The organism is Aureimonas sp. AU20 (assembly GCF_001442755.1).
Classification (GTDB): domain Bacteria; phylum Pseudomonadota; class Alphaproteobacteria; order Rhizobiales; family Rhizobiaceae; genus Aureimonas.
Genome location: NZ_CP006367.1, coordinates 2,291,743 through 2,305,555 on the forward strand (window position 1 = coordinate 2,291,743; position 13,813 = coordinate 2,305,555).

General features: G+C 65.2%; 14 protein-coding genes. 7 read left to right on the forward strand and 7 right to left on the reverse strand.

The window, feature by feature from the left end; all coding sequences use genetic code 11:
* Positions 1-37 precede the first annotated feature (37 nt).
* Both M673_RS24165 and M673_RS10090 read left to right on the forward strand, forming a co-directional pair.
* On the forward strand, positions 38-568 hold the full coding sequence (locus tag M673_RS24165; RefSeq protein ID WP_148640017.1) for an Hpt domain-containing protein: 531 nt from the start codon (positions 38-40) through the stop codon (positions 566-568).
* 31 nt (positions 569-599) lie between these two features.
* Positions 600-920, forward strand: coding sequence for a 2Fe-2S iron-sulfur cluster-binding protein (locus tag M673_RS10090; RefSeq protein ID WP_061975867.1), 321 nt, complete (start codon positions 600-602; stop codon positions 918-920).
* Positions 921-947: 27 nt separating this feature from the next.
* On the opposite strand, the gene M673_RS10095 is transcribed toward M673_RS10090, so the two are convergent.
* Positions 948-1,550 (reverse strand): DUF922 domain-containing Zn-dependent protease, encoded by a 603-nt coding sequence (locus M673_RS10095; protein WP_082639323.1) that lies wholly within the window; start codon positions 1,548-1,550, stop codon positions 948-950.
* Positions 1,551-1,712: 162 nt separating this feature from the next.
* Between M673_RS10095 and folP the strand changes: the two genes are divergently transcribed.
* Positions 1,713-2,540 (forward strand): dihydropteroate synthase, encoded by an 828-nt coding sequence (gene folP / locus M673_RS10100; protein WP_443111184.1) that lies wholly within the window; start codon positions 1,713-1,715, stop codon positions 2,538-2,540.
* Complete coding sequence (folK, locus tag M673_RS10105; protein WP_061975871.1) at positions 2,537-3,070, forward strand: 2-amino-4-hydroxy-6-hydroxymethyldihydropteridine diphosphokinase; 534 nt, start codon at positions 2,537-2,539, stop codon at positions 3,068-3,070. Before folP ends, folK begins: the two co-directional genes overlap by 4 nt.
* Here folK and M673_RS10110 read toward each other — a convergent pair.
* The 3 genes from M673_RS10110 to M673_RS10120 all read right to left on the reverse strand — a co-directional run bounded on the left by M673_RS10110 (position 3,048) and on the right by M673_RS10120 (position 6,205).
* Positions 3,048-3,581: a hypothetical protein gene (locus M673_RS10110; RefSeq protein WP_061975873.1), complete on the reverse strand. Its 534-nt coding sequence runs from the start codon at positions 3,579-3,581 to the stop codon at positions 3,048-3,050. The genes folK and M673_RS10110 overlap by 23 nt on opposite strands.
* A gap of 111 nt (positions 3,582-3,692) precedes the next feature.
* On the reverse strand, positions 3,693-4,751 hold the full coding sequence (locus M673_RS10115) for a YcjF family protein (protein ID WP_061975874.1): 1,059 nt from the start codon (positions 4,749-4,751) through the stop codon (positions 3,693-3,695).
* The gene (locus M673_RS10120) at positions 4,748-6,205 is read right to left on the reverse strand and encodes a YcjX family protein (RefSeq protein WP_061975876.1); all 1,458 of its coding nucleotides are present in this window, start codon (positions 6,203-6,205) and stop codon (positions 4,748-4,750) included. Before M673_RS10120 ends, M673_RS10115 begins: the two co-directional genes overlap by 4 nt.
* 351 nt (positions 6,206-6,556) lie before the next feature.
* Here M673_RS10120 and dksA point away from each other — a divergent pair, with 351 nt between their 5' ends.
* A complete protein-coding gene (gene dksA, locus M673_RS10125) occupies positions 6,557-6,973 on the forward strand; it encodes an RNA polymerase-binding protein DksA (RefSeq protein ID WP_061975878.1) in 417 nt (138 codons plus the stop codon).
* 233 nt (positions 6,974-7,206) lie between these two features.
* On the opposite strand, the gene M673_RS24900 is transcribed toward dksA, so the two are convergent.
* Positions 7,207-7,605 carry a hypothetical protein gene (locus tag M673_RS24900; protein ID WP_061975880.1) on the reverse strand — a complete coding sequence of 133 codons (399 nt, stop codon included), beginning with the start codon at positions 7,603-7,605 and terminating at the stop codon, positions 7,207-7,209.
* 807 nt (positions 7,606-8,412) lie between these two features.
* On the opposite strand from M673_RS24900, the gene M673_RS24905 reads away from it, so the two are divergent.
* A complete protein-coding gene (locus M673_RS24905) occupies positions 8,413-9,024 on the forward strand; it encodes a hypothetical protein (protein ID WP_244493143.1) in 612 nt (203 codons plus the stop codon).
* 193 nt (positions 9,025-9,217) lie between these two features.
* Positions 9,218-11,785 (forward strand): cell cycle histidine kinase CckA, encoded by a 2,568-nt coding sequence (gene cckA, locus M673_RS10140; protein ID WP_061977776.1) that lies wholly within the window; start codon positions 9,218-9,220, stop codon positions 11,783-11,785.
* A gap of 138 nt (positions 11,786-11,923) precedes the next feature.
* Here the strand turns inward: cckA and M673_RS10145 are convergent, their stop codons facing one another.
* Complete coding sequence (locus M673_RS10145; RefSeq protein WP_061975884.1) at positions 11,924-12,844, reverse strand: pseudouridine-5'-phosphate glycosidase; 921 nt, start codon at positions 12,842-12,844, stop codon at positions 11,924-11,926.
* Between the two features lie 11 nt (positions 12,845-12,855).
* On the reverse strand, positions 12,856-13,803 hold the full coding sequence (locus M673_RS10150) for a PfkB family carbohydrate kinase (RefSeq protein WP_061975885.1): 948 nt from the start codon (positions 13,801-13,803) through the stop codon (positions 12,856-12,858).
* Positions 13,804-13,813 lie beyond the last annotated feature (10 nt).

The window sequence follows — 13,813 nt, forward strand, 5'->3', positions numbered from 1 at the left end:
AACCGGAAAAGCGGGCGAAACCTACAAGTTTAAACATTTGGTTAACGCCCTTTCATATCTTGATAAACGGAAGTCGGTTTCGGGCTCGAAATTCGACCGGATCTCTCGTTCACGGATCGACCTTGACCAATCCGCGATAAGCTCACCATTCCAAATCCGAACGAATTTTAATTTTCCCCCGCTTTCTCAACACTCTCGCCCCGCATTGGACTGCCCTTCGACCGTGTCTCAGCCTCCTGAAACCTTGCCGGACCTCGATCGCGGGCTTCTTCTTCTCCATTGCGGCGGGGATGAAAGTTTGGCGCGGGAGATCCTCGACTTGATGCTGAGCCAGATCGAAATGGTGCGAAGCGTTCTGCCCGATGCCGATCCGGCCGCGCGCGCCGGCCTCGCCCACGGCCTCAAAGGCGCGGCGCGAAACTGCGGCGCCTCGGCTTTGGCGCAGGCGGCAGGCGAATTGGAAAGCGATCCGTCGAGCGAAACGGCGGTAGCCGGCTTTGCCGCCGAACTCACGACCTTGGAGGGGATCCTTCGCGGCGAAGGCGAGCGAGGAAGCGCCGGCGGTTGACCTCTCGCGCGCACGGGTCTACCCGACAGCCATGACCGCGATCGTATTCATTGCCCATGACGGCACCCGCTACGAGATCGATGCTGCCAACGGTTCGAGCGCAATGGAGAACGCTGTTCGCAACGACGTTCCTGGCATCGACGCCGATTGCGGCGGTGCCTGCGCCTGCGCCACCTGTCACGTCTATGTCGAAGAGGCGTTCCTGCCGCTGCTTCCCCAAATGGAAGCGATGGAGGAGGACATGCTGGATTTCGCGATCGACGTGCGCGCCAATTCGCGCCTCTCTTGCCAAATCCGTGTTCGCCCGGACCTCGATGGGATCACGCTTTGTGTGCCGGAACGACAGCCCTGAGGCTTCGTCCCGGCGAATGGATCGACGTTACCGAGCGGCGAGGCGGCTCATGTTCTCGTCCAGCTTTCGCTTGAGCCGTGCGTCGATCCGCTTCGATTCCGCGGCGTCGAACGCCAGCTGATCAGCATCGTGATGCTTGATCATGGCGCGAATTTCGGCGTTGGCCCGCGACTCCATCAAGCTGCAATTGGCCTCGGCGGGAAGCGAGCGGATCTTATCCTCGATGCGCTTCAGCCAGGATTTGGCGATATGGGCGTGCTCGGCCTCATGGGTCGCGATGTCGTCGCGAAGGGTCTTCCAGAGAACCCGTGTCTCGCGCGTGCTGTTGGAGGGCGCGGACCAGCGAGGGAGCGTCGTGCGAAGATCGAGCTTCACGCGCGCCTGACCGATGCGGCAGCCGCCTGGAACGGCCTTGTAGCTCGTGTCCGACTTGAAGGAGACTTCGGTGGAGCCGGCATGGCGGTCACCTCCGCCGATGTCGGGACCCTTCATGCCGAGCTGGCGGTTCAGCTCGTCGAAGCTTTTGCCGCTCACCATGAAATAGGTTGTGTGCTCTCGAATCTCGCCCGAAAGAGCCGGCCCTGCCGACAGGGCGCCGAATACGATGCATAGGACGAGACTACGTTTCATGCCATGCTCCCAGCTGCTTGAAACTTGCGCGCCCTACGCTATCCGAACATTGACGCGGCACAAGCCGGTTTCGTTAGGAATTTCTTGCGTGTTGTTGATTTCCACTCAGTCCCGGTCTTCCTCGTGATCGATCCTTCAGCCTTCGCGAGTCGAGTCTGGCTGGTGGCGCATGGGCGCCGAATCGAGCTCGGGCCGCGTTCCGTGCTGATGGGCATTCTCAACGTGACACCGGACAGCTTCTCCGACGGCGGTCTTTATCGCGGCGACGTGACGCAGGCGGTGGAGGCGGGGCTGCGGCTGGTGGAGGAGGGAGCGGAGATCATCGACATTGGCGGGGAGTCGACGAGGCCCGGCGCCGTGCCAGTGACGCAAGAAGAAGAGCGGGCCCGTGTCCTGCCGGTGATCGAGGCGCTTGCGAAGCGCTCCGACTGCCTGATCTCCATCGACACCTATCGCAGCACCACGGCCCGGGCCGCCGTGGAACGCGGCGCCCATATCGTGAACGATGTCTGGGGCGCGCAGCGCGACCCTGCAATTGCCGGCGTGGCGGCAGAGACCGGCGCCGGTCTCTGCCTGATGCACACGGGACGCGAGCGGGAGCGGCTGCCGGACGTGATCGCGGACCAGGTGCAATTCCTAGCTACCTCGCTCGCGATCGCCTCCGAGGCAGGTGTCGCCCCGTCTCAGATTGTTCTCGATCCGGGCTTTGGATTTGCGAAGGACGGATCTGAAAATCTGGAGCTGATGATGCGGTTGGAGCAGCTTCGCCGGCTTGGCCATCCGCTTATGGTCGGCACATCGCGCAAACGCTTCGTCAAGGGGACGCTCGTTCACGAGGCGGGCGATGCGGACGTTGCCACGGCGGCGACCAGCGTCCTGCTTCGCGAGCGCGGTGCGGCCATCTTCCGGGTCCATAAAATCGGCCCGACGCGCGATGCCCTAGCGCTAACCGACGCCGCGCTGGCGACCGTTCTGGGAGCGCAATCGTGAGCCAGGCTTGGATCGGGCTTGGTGGCAATCTCGGGGACCCGCTACGCCAAATGGCAGAGGCACTTCGGCGTTTGGATGCAGGCCCGGACGTGTCGGTGGAAATCGTCTCGCCGGTTTATCGAACCCCGCCTTGGGGCAAGACCGATCAGCCGGATTTCCTGAACTGCTGCGCCGGACTGATCACGTCCTTGGACGCGGACAGCTTGCTGACACTGTGCCTTGCGACCGAGCGGGCGCTTCATCGCGAGCGGAACGAGCGCTGGGGGCCTCGAACGATCGACATCGATCTTCTCGATCACGATGGCTCCAGAATGCGCACGGACAGTCTGGAACTGCCGCATCCGCGTCTGACGCAGCGCGCCTTCGTTCTTGTGCCGCTGGCCGAGATCGCGCCCGATCTGCAAATCGCCGGAAGGCGCGTGCAGCATTTGCGCGCCTTAGTGGAAACAGGCGGGATCGATCTGTTCCAGCCCGGCGGGGATTGGTGGCGGCAGGATGAGCCGAGCGTCAGTCGATCGACGCGCGCTTGACGCTTTCGTCGCGCTTCAACTGCATGCCGATCACCGGCACGAGTTCGTTGGCGACCTGCACCGAGATCGTCACCTGGAGCTTTTCCTTATCCTTGCCGTCGAGGCGGGCGACCATCGCGCCCTTGAGCTGCTTGCGGTCGAGCCCGACGACGATTTTGTCGCCCGAAACGTCACCCGACACGATGTCGAGGCCCTTGCCGGCGGAGCCGTCCAGGAACGAGCCCTTGTAGGATGAGCCGCCCTTGATGAAGGTCGCGGTCATCGGCTGCGAGAACATGCCGACCCGGCAGGTCCCGTCGAGCGACATGCCGACGTCTTTGGCGGTCTTGGCGCCGCTGAGGTCGCAGACGAACTTCGTGCCTTTGTACTTGCCGGCGACGATCTCGCCCGGACCGACCCAGCGCCCGAATACACTTTGGAAAAAGGCCTCGTCCTTATCGGCGGCGGATGCCGGGACGGCAACGCCGGACAGAACCAGAAGCGCGAGGCTGGCAGCGAAGGGGCGAACCATGGTGGACCTTCCGGCACGTGCGGGATGCGGATCGATGGTCCTTTTATCACGCCGGAGGGTTAATCAAATCTTTCTCGTAACGGCTCCGCGACGGGATGTTGCGGGAAGGTCTCACCGCCCGCCGAGTCCAGCGGTCGGGGAAAGATCGCGGAGGAAATCGCCGATCTTCGGCCGCTGGACGGACAGGAACGGCAGAGGTCGGCACAAGTCCATGGCTGCAAGACCGACCCGCGCGGTCAGGAGGCCGTTGACGACGCCTTCGCCGAGTTTGGCCGAGAGGCGCGCGGCCAGACCGTGGCCCACCACCTGTTGCACGACGCTGTCGCCCACCGCGATCGAACCGGTCACAGCCAGATGCGCCAGAACGTCGCGCGTCAGGCGAATGAGCCCGATCGTGCCGGGACGCGCCCCGTAGAGTTCTGACACCATGCGGATCAGGCGCAGCGTTTCGAACAGGACGAAGGCGAGATCGACGATGGCGCGCGGGCTCACCGCCGTCACCACGGAGACGCGCTTCGAGGACGCCAGCACCAGCGCCCGCGCCTTGGCGTCGAGAGGAAGCAGCAGCTCGCGTTCGGCAAGGCCGATCAAGTCCCGCCCGTCGATCACATCGTCGGCCGTGGCGCGCATCCGCTCGCGGCCGCTGGCTGTGTCCGGCCGCTCGGAGAGGATGGAGACAAGGCGGGAGACGACGGCGCGCGCCTTACGCTCGTCGTCGGTTCGGAAGGCCTCCATGCCGTCCCGCCGCTCGCGCTCCACGACATTGAGGCGCAACAGCCCCCTGATCTCTCGGCCGACGACGCCGAACAGCCCGAGGAGCGCGGCCGCCGTGAGGCCGAGCGCAACCCAGCCCAGCCAATCCGCTCGCGTGAAGAGATCGCGGATGAAGGCATCGAGCGCCAGACCGAAGGCCAGCGAGACGATGGCACCGAGCGCGCCGAGGAAGAGCTTGCCGAAGGAAAAGCCGGAGCGTCGGCGCGCCGTGGCGGCGGGTGCATCCAGCGCTTCCAGCGCCGCTTCTTCGAGCGCCTCGTCTGGCTCGATCTGGACGCGCGCAAGGTCCGGGATGGCGCGGGGCGCCCGCTCGGGGTCAGCCGGCTTCGTCGGGGCCTGCACCGGCGGCACGTCCAAGCGGAAGGCGGCCGGTCGACGCGGATTGTCCTCGCTCATGCCAGACGATCTCCCAGAAGAAACTGCATCGCCCGATCGAGGCGGATATGAGGCAGCGACAGGGTGAGCCCGTCGTCGGTGCGCTCCAGACGGGGCGGCCGAAACCGCACGAAGGTGACGGGCGGACGACGGGCGCCCTGGCCCTGTGGCTCACGCAGGAGCCGACCGGGATCGCTCGGCAGATCGCCGGGGAAAACGGCGGTTTCGGTCTCGCCATCGAAGCGCTCGTCGCCGATCCGTTCGCCGGCTAGCGGCGTGCCGACGATCACCGGCAGCGTGTCGCCGCGATCCGTCACGCTCGCTTCGCGGGTGGCGCGGATTGCGGCCATGGCGATCACGTCGGTCTCGGCGCCCGAAAAGTCCGCGCGGGCGACGGCATCCTGCACCAGCCGCCGAACGATATTCTCCAGCTTCTGATGATCGCCCCGATGCAGATGATCGGCCTTGGTGGCGGCCACCAGGATTCGGTCGATCCGCCGCGTCAGGAACGAGCCCAGCCAACTGGCGCGCCCGGGCCGAAAACAGGAGAGAATGTCGCTGAGCGCAATCTCCAGATCGCGAACCGCTTCTGGGCCGGCATTGATCGCCTGCAACGCGTCGATCAGAAGAATCTGGCGATCGAGCCTCGCGAAATGTTCGCGAAAAAAGGGCTTCACGACAACCGACTTGTAGGCCTCGTAGCGCCTTGCATGCAACGCGCCGAAGCTGCCCTTCTCGTAGACCGCGCCGGGCTCGACCGGCAGCGGCGCGAAGGTCAGGGCAGGCGAGCCTTCGAGGTCGCCAGGCATGAGGAAGCGCCCCGGCGGGAGGGTCGATAAGGCGGTGCGGTCGGCCCGGCAGGCTCGGAGATAATCCGCGAAACTCGCGGCGAGCCGCACGCTGGTCGGCTCGTCGGCCGCAGCGTTCAAATCGATGCTTTCGACGAGTTGCAGGAAGGGGCGGACCATCTCCGCGCGAGACGGCAGCTTGGCGCGTTCGAGAGACTCGCTGGAGAACTGCTCGAAGCTCTTGTCGATGAGGGGAAGGTCGAGCAGCCATTCGCCGGGATAGTCGACGATATCGAGCGACAGCTTGCCGGCGGAAAAGAAGCGTGACCAGCCGGAGGCCGATTCGTATTCGATGGTAAGCCGCAGTTCGGAGATCGCCCGCGTCGACTGCGGCCAAAGCCGATCTTCCAGAATGGCGCGCAGATGCTCCTCGTACTGGAAGCGGGGCACCGCGTCGTCCGGCTGTTCCTCCAGGTAGGCTCGGCTGATGCGCCCTCCCGCCCGCGCCTGAAACAGCGGGAGACGACCGCCATGCACCAGATTATGGACGAGCGAGGTGATGAACACCGTCTTGCCCGCGCGCGACAAGCCGGCCACGCCCAGCCGCAATGTTGGGTGAAACAGCCCGGCACTCCGATCGGCCAAATTGTCGAGAACGATTCGTGCTTCGTCGGCGAAGGAACTCATAGGCGGAGCAGCGGCCTCGGTGATGATCTGCCGCCTATATAAGAGGGGGATCGTCCCACAAAACCTCGCGAACGGGATGTTTATCGCTGAAACCGGTGATTCTCATGGCGTTGGCGGGAGGCAGGTTCGAAAAGGGCGAGGCGAGGACAACTACAGCCTGTTTCGCGTCGATATCTGCTTTACTTATGATGTGCCTGAAAAAGCGGCGACCGTCTGCTCGATGATCGTTCAAAAGTCGTTGTCTGACGGAAGCTTAGGCGACGCTTGCGCGTTTTCTCGCAAAGGCGCGAAGCGCTTGTTCACAGCCCGAGGCATGGTTATAAGCGCCTCAACTCGGCTTGGAGGTGGCAGATGAGCGAAACCTTACCAATCGGAACCGGCGTTCCCGAGGATGGGCCGTTCATGAACGATCGGCAGAAGGAATATTTCCGTCGCAAGCTTCTGGCCTGGAAGACCGAAATTCTTCGCGAAGCCAAGGAAACACTCGAAGCGCTCGCGACGGAGAACGCCAACCAAGCCGATGCGGCCGATCGGGCTTCGTCGGAAACGGATCGGTCGATCGAATTGCGGGCGCGCGATCGCCAACGCAAGCTGATCGCCAAGATCGACGCCGCGATCGAGCGGATCGACGACGGGACTTATGGATATTGCGAGGAAAGCGGTGAGCCGATCAGCCTGAAGCGGCTGGATGCGCGCCCAATCGCGACCATGACTCTCGAGGCGCAGGAACGGCACGAGCGCCGCGAGAAAGTGTATCGCGACGAGTAGGGAGCCGCTTGTTCTGCGGGCCTTCGAATGGGTGCCGGTTTCATACCGCATCCTCATCGACGGCCGTATGGAAACCTGATGGTAGCGTGAGGGACAGGAAGGGCATCGAGCCCTTATTCCTTGCAGTAAGAGCGCTGGACACAAAACAAAGCGGGCCGCGAAAGCGGCCCGTTTTGTTTTATCAATTTCAGACCATTCGCTGAAGTTTGGGCTCACGCCCTATTGTCAAAACCTCAACGGCGATCCGACACGTCGAGCGTGAAGTCATGGAGCAGGCGTTCCATTTCCTCTTCGAGCGTCATCGGGCGCTCGGACTGATCTGCCTTCGCCTCTTTCTCCACGCTCGGCGCGGCTGCGACCGCAGCGGGCTCCGGCGGCCGCGGAGCCGGTGCGACCGAAATCGCCGGCTCGATCGGCCGAGGCGTCTCCGCCTGCGGTGCCACGGATGCTTCGACTTGCGGAGCGGGAGGAGTCGGTGCGGCCACCGGCGGCACTGGCAGCGGCGTGGTGCGACGAGACTGGATCGCAGAGGCGAAGCTGCGAACCTGCAGAGGCGAGCGGGCATCGCCGTCGCTCTCGGGTGCCGAACGTTCCGATGTGGGAACGGGCGGTTCGTCCGCTTCGGGCTCCATCTCTTGCGTAACTCGAGTGTCGTCAACCTTCGAGGGCGTGGGGACAGTCGGGGCGACGGGTGCAGCTGCCGGTTCCATACGTGGCGGCGAAACGGGCGCGCTCCCGGCGGCGAACGGGGCGGGCGACCAAAGCGCGCGAGCGCTAGTCGGCAGGGCCGGCTCGGGCGGGCGCGGCTGAGGCGCGGCGACAGGCGCGGTGGGAGCCTGAACCGGCGGCGCGATGGGCGGAGCGGGGCGTGCCGGCGAGGGCAGTGTCGGCGTGGCCATGGAGCGCGGCGCGACGACGGCACCAGTCGGCAATCCCATCGGAGCGGCGACGGGAGGCGCTGGCTGCGGTGCAGAGCGAGCAGGATCGCGGGACTCCGCTGCGTCGTCCGTCAGAGCGAAACCAACGATCGGCTCCGGCTGCTGCGGGGGGGCGGATACCGGTATTGCAACGCGCGGCTCGGGCGTGTGGGAAACAGCCGGCGTCTCAGCGACGGCAGGTTCGGGGGTGGGAGCAACCCGAGAAACCGGTGTTGGGATCGGTGCGGGCAAAGGCGCAGCGACAGGAGCGCGCGCCGGCTCGGCTCGGCTCGGCTCGGCTTTTGGAGGCGTAGGCTGACGCTGAGGCGGAATGACCGGTGCGGGTGAGAGGGGCGGCTCAATCGCGCGTTGCGGTTCGACCGGCCGGGGCGGCTCCACGGCTGCACGCGGCGGCTCGACCGCAGCACGCGCGGACTCGGTCGGGCGAGTCACCGGCGGCGCTTGGCGCGGCGGTTCGGAGGTGACGGCCGCACGGCGCGGCGGCTCCACCTGAGCGGACAGTTGCGGCTCAAGGAACGGCTCGGCGCGCGGGGCGGGCGCCGCACGCGGCGCCTCGACCACGGGATCGGCCGCGCGCGCATTCTGAATGGCCGGCGGAACTTCGGGAACGAACGGCTCGTCCAAGTCCGCGCGAACCGGTTCCGGGGCTGGTCGTACGGGAGCCTGCGGGGGTACGCGGCGATGCGGGAGTGGGCCGGTGGAGGAGGGGCGATCGGCGCCGCCGAGTTCCGGCTCCTGACGAACGGCGCCAGGCGGGCCGCGACGCGCGCCCGGGCCGCGATAGATGCCCTGTTCCACCACGAGGTCGTTCGAACCGCCGATCAGGATCAGATGCTCCGCCTCGTCGCGGCGCACGAGCACCAGCTTGCGGCGTTGGTCCACCGGCACGACGTCCAGAACTGCGAGACGTGGCGCCCGGCCTCGGCTTCCGAGGCCTCCGGTTCCGGCGAACACCCGCTTGGCCAAGCCGACAAGCAGCAGGACCAGGAGAATGACCACCGCGGCGGCCAAAACCACCGAAACGATCGGCGCCAGACTCTCTCCAACCACGCCGGTCAACCAATCACGCATTTACCATACCTCCGCGATGACGACGGTCCCGATCGTCGTTGACGTTTCGAGACCGCTATCGGTATTCGGTTCTTATGTCGCCACTCGCCCCGATCCAGTGTCAGGTCAGCTACGACCCATACTGCCGTGCCATCATGACGAACGGCAATGACGGGCGCAAATTCGACAGAATCTCGTGCGCTTCGCGCCAAACGGTCGTAACCTTTCCAGCCCGTTATCGGAAGGGCCGATGCTGATGCATGGAGCATCCCCTGTGGAACAGACCGCGCCGGTTCACCCCAGCCCGACCGAGAAGCCGTTGATCGATCGCCATCCTGATTCGTCGGGCGTACGCCGCATCCTGTTTCTCGCCGGGTTTCTGTTCGTCTTCGCCGCGACGCTGGCGCTGTTCGGTCATGTTTATGGGGCCATCGCGCTTCTCGGTATTTTCGGCCTTCTCGCCATGGTCGGCGTCGCAGCCGTGTTCGGGCTGGCGCTCGGCCTCCTGCAGTTCGGCTTCCGCCGCGCGGAGCAGGGGATCGCAAAAGCTTTTCTGGACGATCTGCCCACCGGTACACTGGTTACGGACCGAAAAGGCCGCGTCGTCTACGCCAACCGCGCCTATGGCGAGCGCACCGGCGCGCATTCCGCCGGCGAGGTGCGCACGCTGGAGCGTCTTCTTTCGCGTGAGCCGGAAGCCTCCGAGGCCATCTACCGCCTCGCCAACCTGTCGCGCGAAAATCTGGTCGGCCAGGAGGAGTTCCGCCTGACGCGCGAACTCGGCAGCCGCACCGCCGACGCATCGCCGCGCTGGTATCGCGCGTCCGTGCGCCCGCTCGGAACCGACAAAGGCACGCTGCAGGTCTGGCAGATCGCCGATATCACGCGTGAGCGGGAGGAGCAGGAAAGCTTCTTCCGCGACCTGCAGCACGCGATCGACTATCTCGACCATGCGCCCGCCGGCTTCTTCGCTGCCGACGAAGCCGGGCGCCTCGGCTATATCAACGCCACGCTGGCCGACTGGCTGCGGATCGATCTGGCCTCGTTCAAGCCCTATGCGCATTCGATCTTCGACTATATGCGCGAGGAAGACGCGGCGCTTCTGCGCCGTTCCAAGCGCGTGGCCGACGAGAACGACATCAGTTCGGTGGATCTCGACCTCGTGACGGCAACGGGTCAGCGCCTGCCGGTCCGCCTTCTGCGCAATTTCGCGCCGGCAGGCGAGCGCATGAAGGGCGTGACGCGCACGCTCGTGCTGAACCGGGTCGGCACGGGCGAACAGGAACAGGCGTTGCGCGCCGCCGAAGTGCGCTTCACCCGCTTCTTCAATTCCTCGCCCATGGCCATCGCCGCGCTCGACGCGAACGGCCGCGTGGCGCGGGCCAATGGCGCGTTCGGCCGCCTGTTCGGAGAAAACGCCGCGATCGGCGCGCAGCCAATTACCGATTGCGTGCGCGAGGAAAACCGCGAGGCGATCCGCCAGGCGCTCGCCGCCGCCTCGCGCGGCCAAGCCGACATACCTTCCGTCGACGCGGAGCTTCCGACCGAACCCATGCGCTCGGCCCGGCTCTATGTCAGCGCCAATGCCGACATGCAGGACGGCACGAGCGAGGTGGCGATTCTCTACGGCGTGGACATCACGCAGCAGCGCACGCTCGAAGACCAGTTCGCCAAGAGTCAGAAGATGCAGGCGATCGGCAATCTCGCCGGCGGCATCGCGCACGACTTCAACAACGTCCTCACCATCATCACCGCCTCGGTGGATTTCCTTCTGCTCAACCATCGCTCGGGCGATCCGTCCTTCCAAGACCTGCTTCTCATCAAACAGAGCGCCAACCGCGCGGCCTCGCTGGTGCGACAGCTTCTGGCCTATTCCCGCCGCCAGACCATGCGTCCCAAGATGCTGAACCTGACGGACGTGATCGCCGATATGCATCTGCTCCTGAAGCGGATTTCCGGCGATCTGGTGAAGCTGGAGCGACACCACGCCCGCGATCTCTGGCCCGTTATGGCCGATATCGGCCAGTTCGAGCAGGTTGTGACCAATCTCGTGCAGAACGCCCGGGACGCAATGTCCACGCAAGGGACGGTCACGATCTCCACTCGCAACGTGTCGGAAGCCGAGGCGGCCGCATTCGCCTATTCCGAGCTCATCTCCGGCGAATACGTCCTCATGGAGGTCGCCGACACCGGCTCGGGCATGCCAGCCGACGTCGCGGAGCGCATCTTCGAGCCCTTCTTCACCACCAAGGAGATCGGCAAGGGAACGGGCCTCGGCTTGTCCATGGTCTATGGCATCGTGAAGCAGTCCGGCGGCTTCATTTTCGTGGAGTCCAAGCCCGGCGAGGGTACGGTGTTCCGCATCTTCCTGCCGCGGCACATCCCGGCCGAGGTCGCCGCGCCGCGCGTCGAGCAGGCGGGCACGCAGGCCGCCAATGCCAAGATGGACCTTTCCGGCACAGCTTCGATTCTGCTGGTCGAGGACGAGGACAATGTGCGCGCGGGCAATGTGCGCGCGCTCAAAATGCGGGGCTACGAGGTGCACGAGGCGTCGTCCGGCATCGAGGCTTTGGACGTGATGGAAGAACTCGACGGCAAGGTCGATCTCGTCGTGTCGGACGTCGTCATGCCGGAGATGGACGGGCCAACCCTCCTGCGCGAGATGCGCAAGGTGCGGCCCGACCTCAAGTTCATCTTCGTGTCCGGCTATGCCGAAGACGCCTTCGCCAAGAACCTGCCGGAGGGCGAGAAGTTCGGCTTCCTGCCCAAGCCCTTCTCGCTTCGCGACCTCGCCGTGGCGGTTAAGGATGCCCTGGAAGAGTAGGACCAAGCGCCGGAACGTTGACTGACAGCTTGTCCGGACCGGCGCCCTCAACCTTATCGCGGAGCGCCTCACGATCGATGGCGCTCCGCTTAGATTTTTGTCGAACAGTCTTCGATCAAAATTCGAGTCTATGTGCAGTCAGGACTTCGGGCGCTTGGCCAGCGCGACACCGATGTGAGCTGCAAGACGCGCGTTGGACTGCACGAGATCGATATTGGTCGCGAGCGAGCGGCCGTCACTGAGCTCGAAAATCCGCTGCAGCAGGAAGGGCGTCGTCGCCTTGCCCTGGATGCCCTGTGCCTCGGCGTCGCTTAGCGCAGCGTCGATCCATGTGCCGATCGTGGCGCCGTCGATCTCCAACTCTTCCGAAAGCGGATTGGCGATCAGCATGCCGCCGGCGATCTCCAGCTTCTCGCGAACCCGCTGGAAGTCGGCGATGGCGTCGGCGCTGTCCATGCGGATGGGTGCGGCGATGCCGGAGCGGCGCGACCAGAAGGCCGGCAGCTCATCGACGCCATAGCCGATCACCGGAACCCCCTTGGTTTCCAACACTTCGAAGGTCTTCTTCAGGTCGAGGATCGCCTTGGCGCCAGCCGACACGACGATCACCGACGTCTGCGCGAGTTCATCAAGGTCGGCCGAGATGTCGAAGCTCGTTTCCGCGCCCTTGTGGACGCCGCCGATCCCACCCGTCGCGAAGACCTCGATCCCGGCGAGTTTGGCGGCGATCATCGTCGCGGCGACGGTGGTCGATCCGGTTCGCCCGGCGGCGACGGCATATGCGAGGTCGGCGCGAGACAGCTTCAGCGCGCCTTGCGTCTGTGCCAGGGCTTCGAGCTGGGCGTCGGTGAGGCCGACATGCAGCTTGCCGTCGATCACGGCGATCGTCGCCGGCTCGGCGCCCTCCTCGCGAATGAGCGCTTCCACCTGACGCGCCATCTCAAGATTCCGCGGCCAGGGCATGCCATGGGTGATGATGGTGGATTCGAGTGCCACGACGGCGCGGCCGAAGCGCAAGGCTTCGGACACGGCGGGCGAAAGCTGGATCAAGTCGTTCATGAGGTCATGCCTTACGCAAGGGGTGTGGCGGGAGGAAGCGAAGCGGCGCGAAGGCGGCAGCGCAGAAGGGAATCGACGGGAAGCTCGGCCTCGATATGGAATGAGGACGCCGCCATGCCCACCCGAACGGCCGACACGAAATCCGCCCCGTGGAGCAACTCGAACGCGGCTCCAGCCGCCAGCGTGTCGCCGGCCCCGGTCACGTCCCGAATGGATGAAATCTGAGGCGTCGATTGAAGGTGGCGCGCCGAACCGTCGAGAATCAACGCAGGGTTCGGCCCATCCGTGATCGCCGCACGCCGAAGGCCCGCGCTGAAGAGTCCCTCCGCGAGATCGGGAAGAGGCGTGTCCTTGCTGAGGCCAAGCAGCGAGGCCGCTTCCGTTCGCGACAGGAACAGCGCCGAAAGCGCGGGCAGACAAGCCCGAAAGCGCAGGACCTTGACCGGGGAAACGGCGATGCCGAAGACGGGGCGCCCGCTCGCCGCGCCCGCGAAATGCGCCAGGCTGACGTCCGGTAGATTGGCGTCGAGAATCCAAGCGTCGGCCGAAGCGAGCTTGTCCCTCAGGTGCGAGCGTCGAAAAGACCGGGGCGAGAGAAGGTCGTAAATCTCCATGTCGGCGATCGCCGCCCGCAACTCGCCGGTCTCGTCCAGGATAGCGGTGTAGCTGGCCGAGCGCCGATCGAGCCAGGTTAGGGAACCATCGCCGATCCCCTCGCTTTCCAAAGCACTCTCCACGGCAATTCCGATCCCGTCTCCGCCCCTGGCGCTGACGAGATGGGTCTGCGCACCGAAGCGTGCGAGGGCGCGAGCGGCGTTGAAGGCGGCGCCGCCGACACTCTCGCGGCTTCGGCCGGGGTTGGAGGCGCGCGGCACGAAGGACACGCCGGAGCGGGCCACGCGGTCGAGATGCGCTCCGCCGACAAGGACGATCTTGGGCCGGACAGGATCGGTCGTCATGGGCAATCGA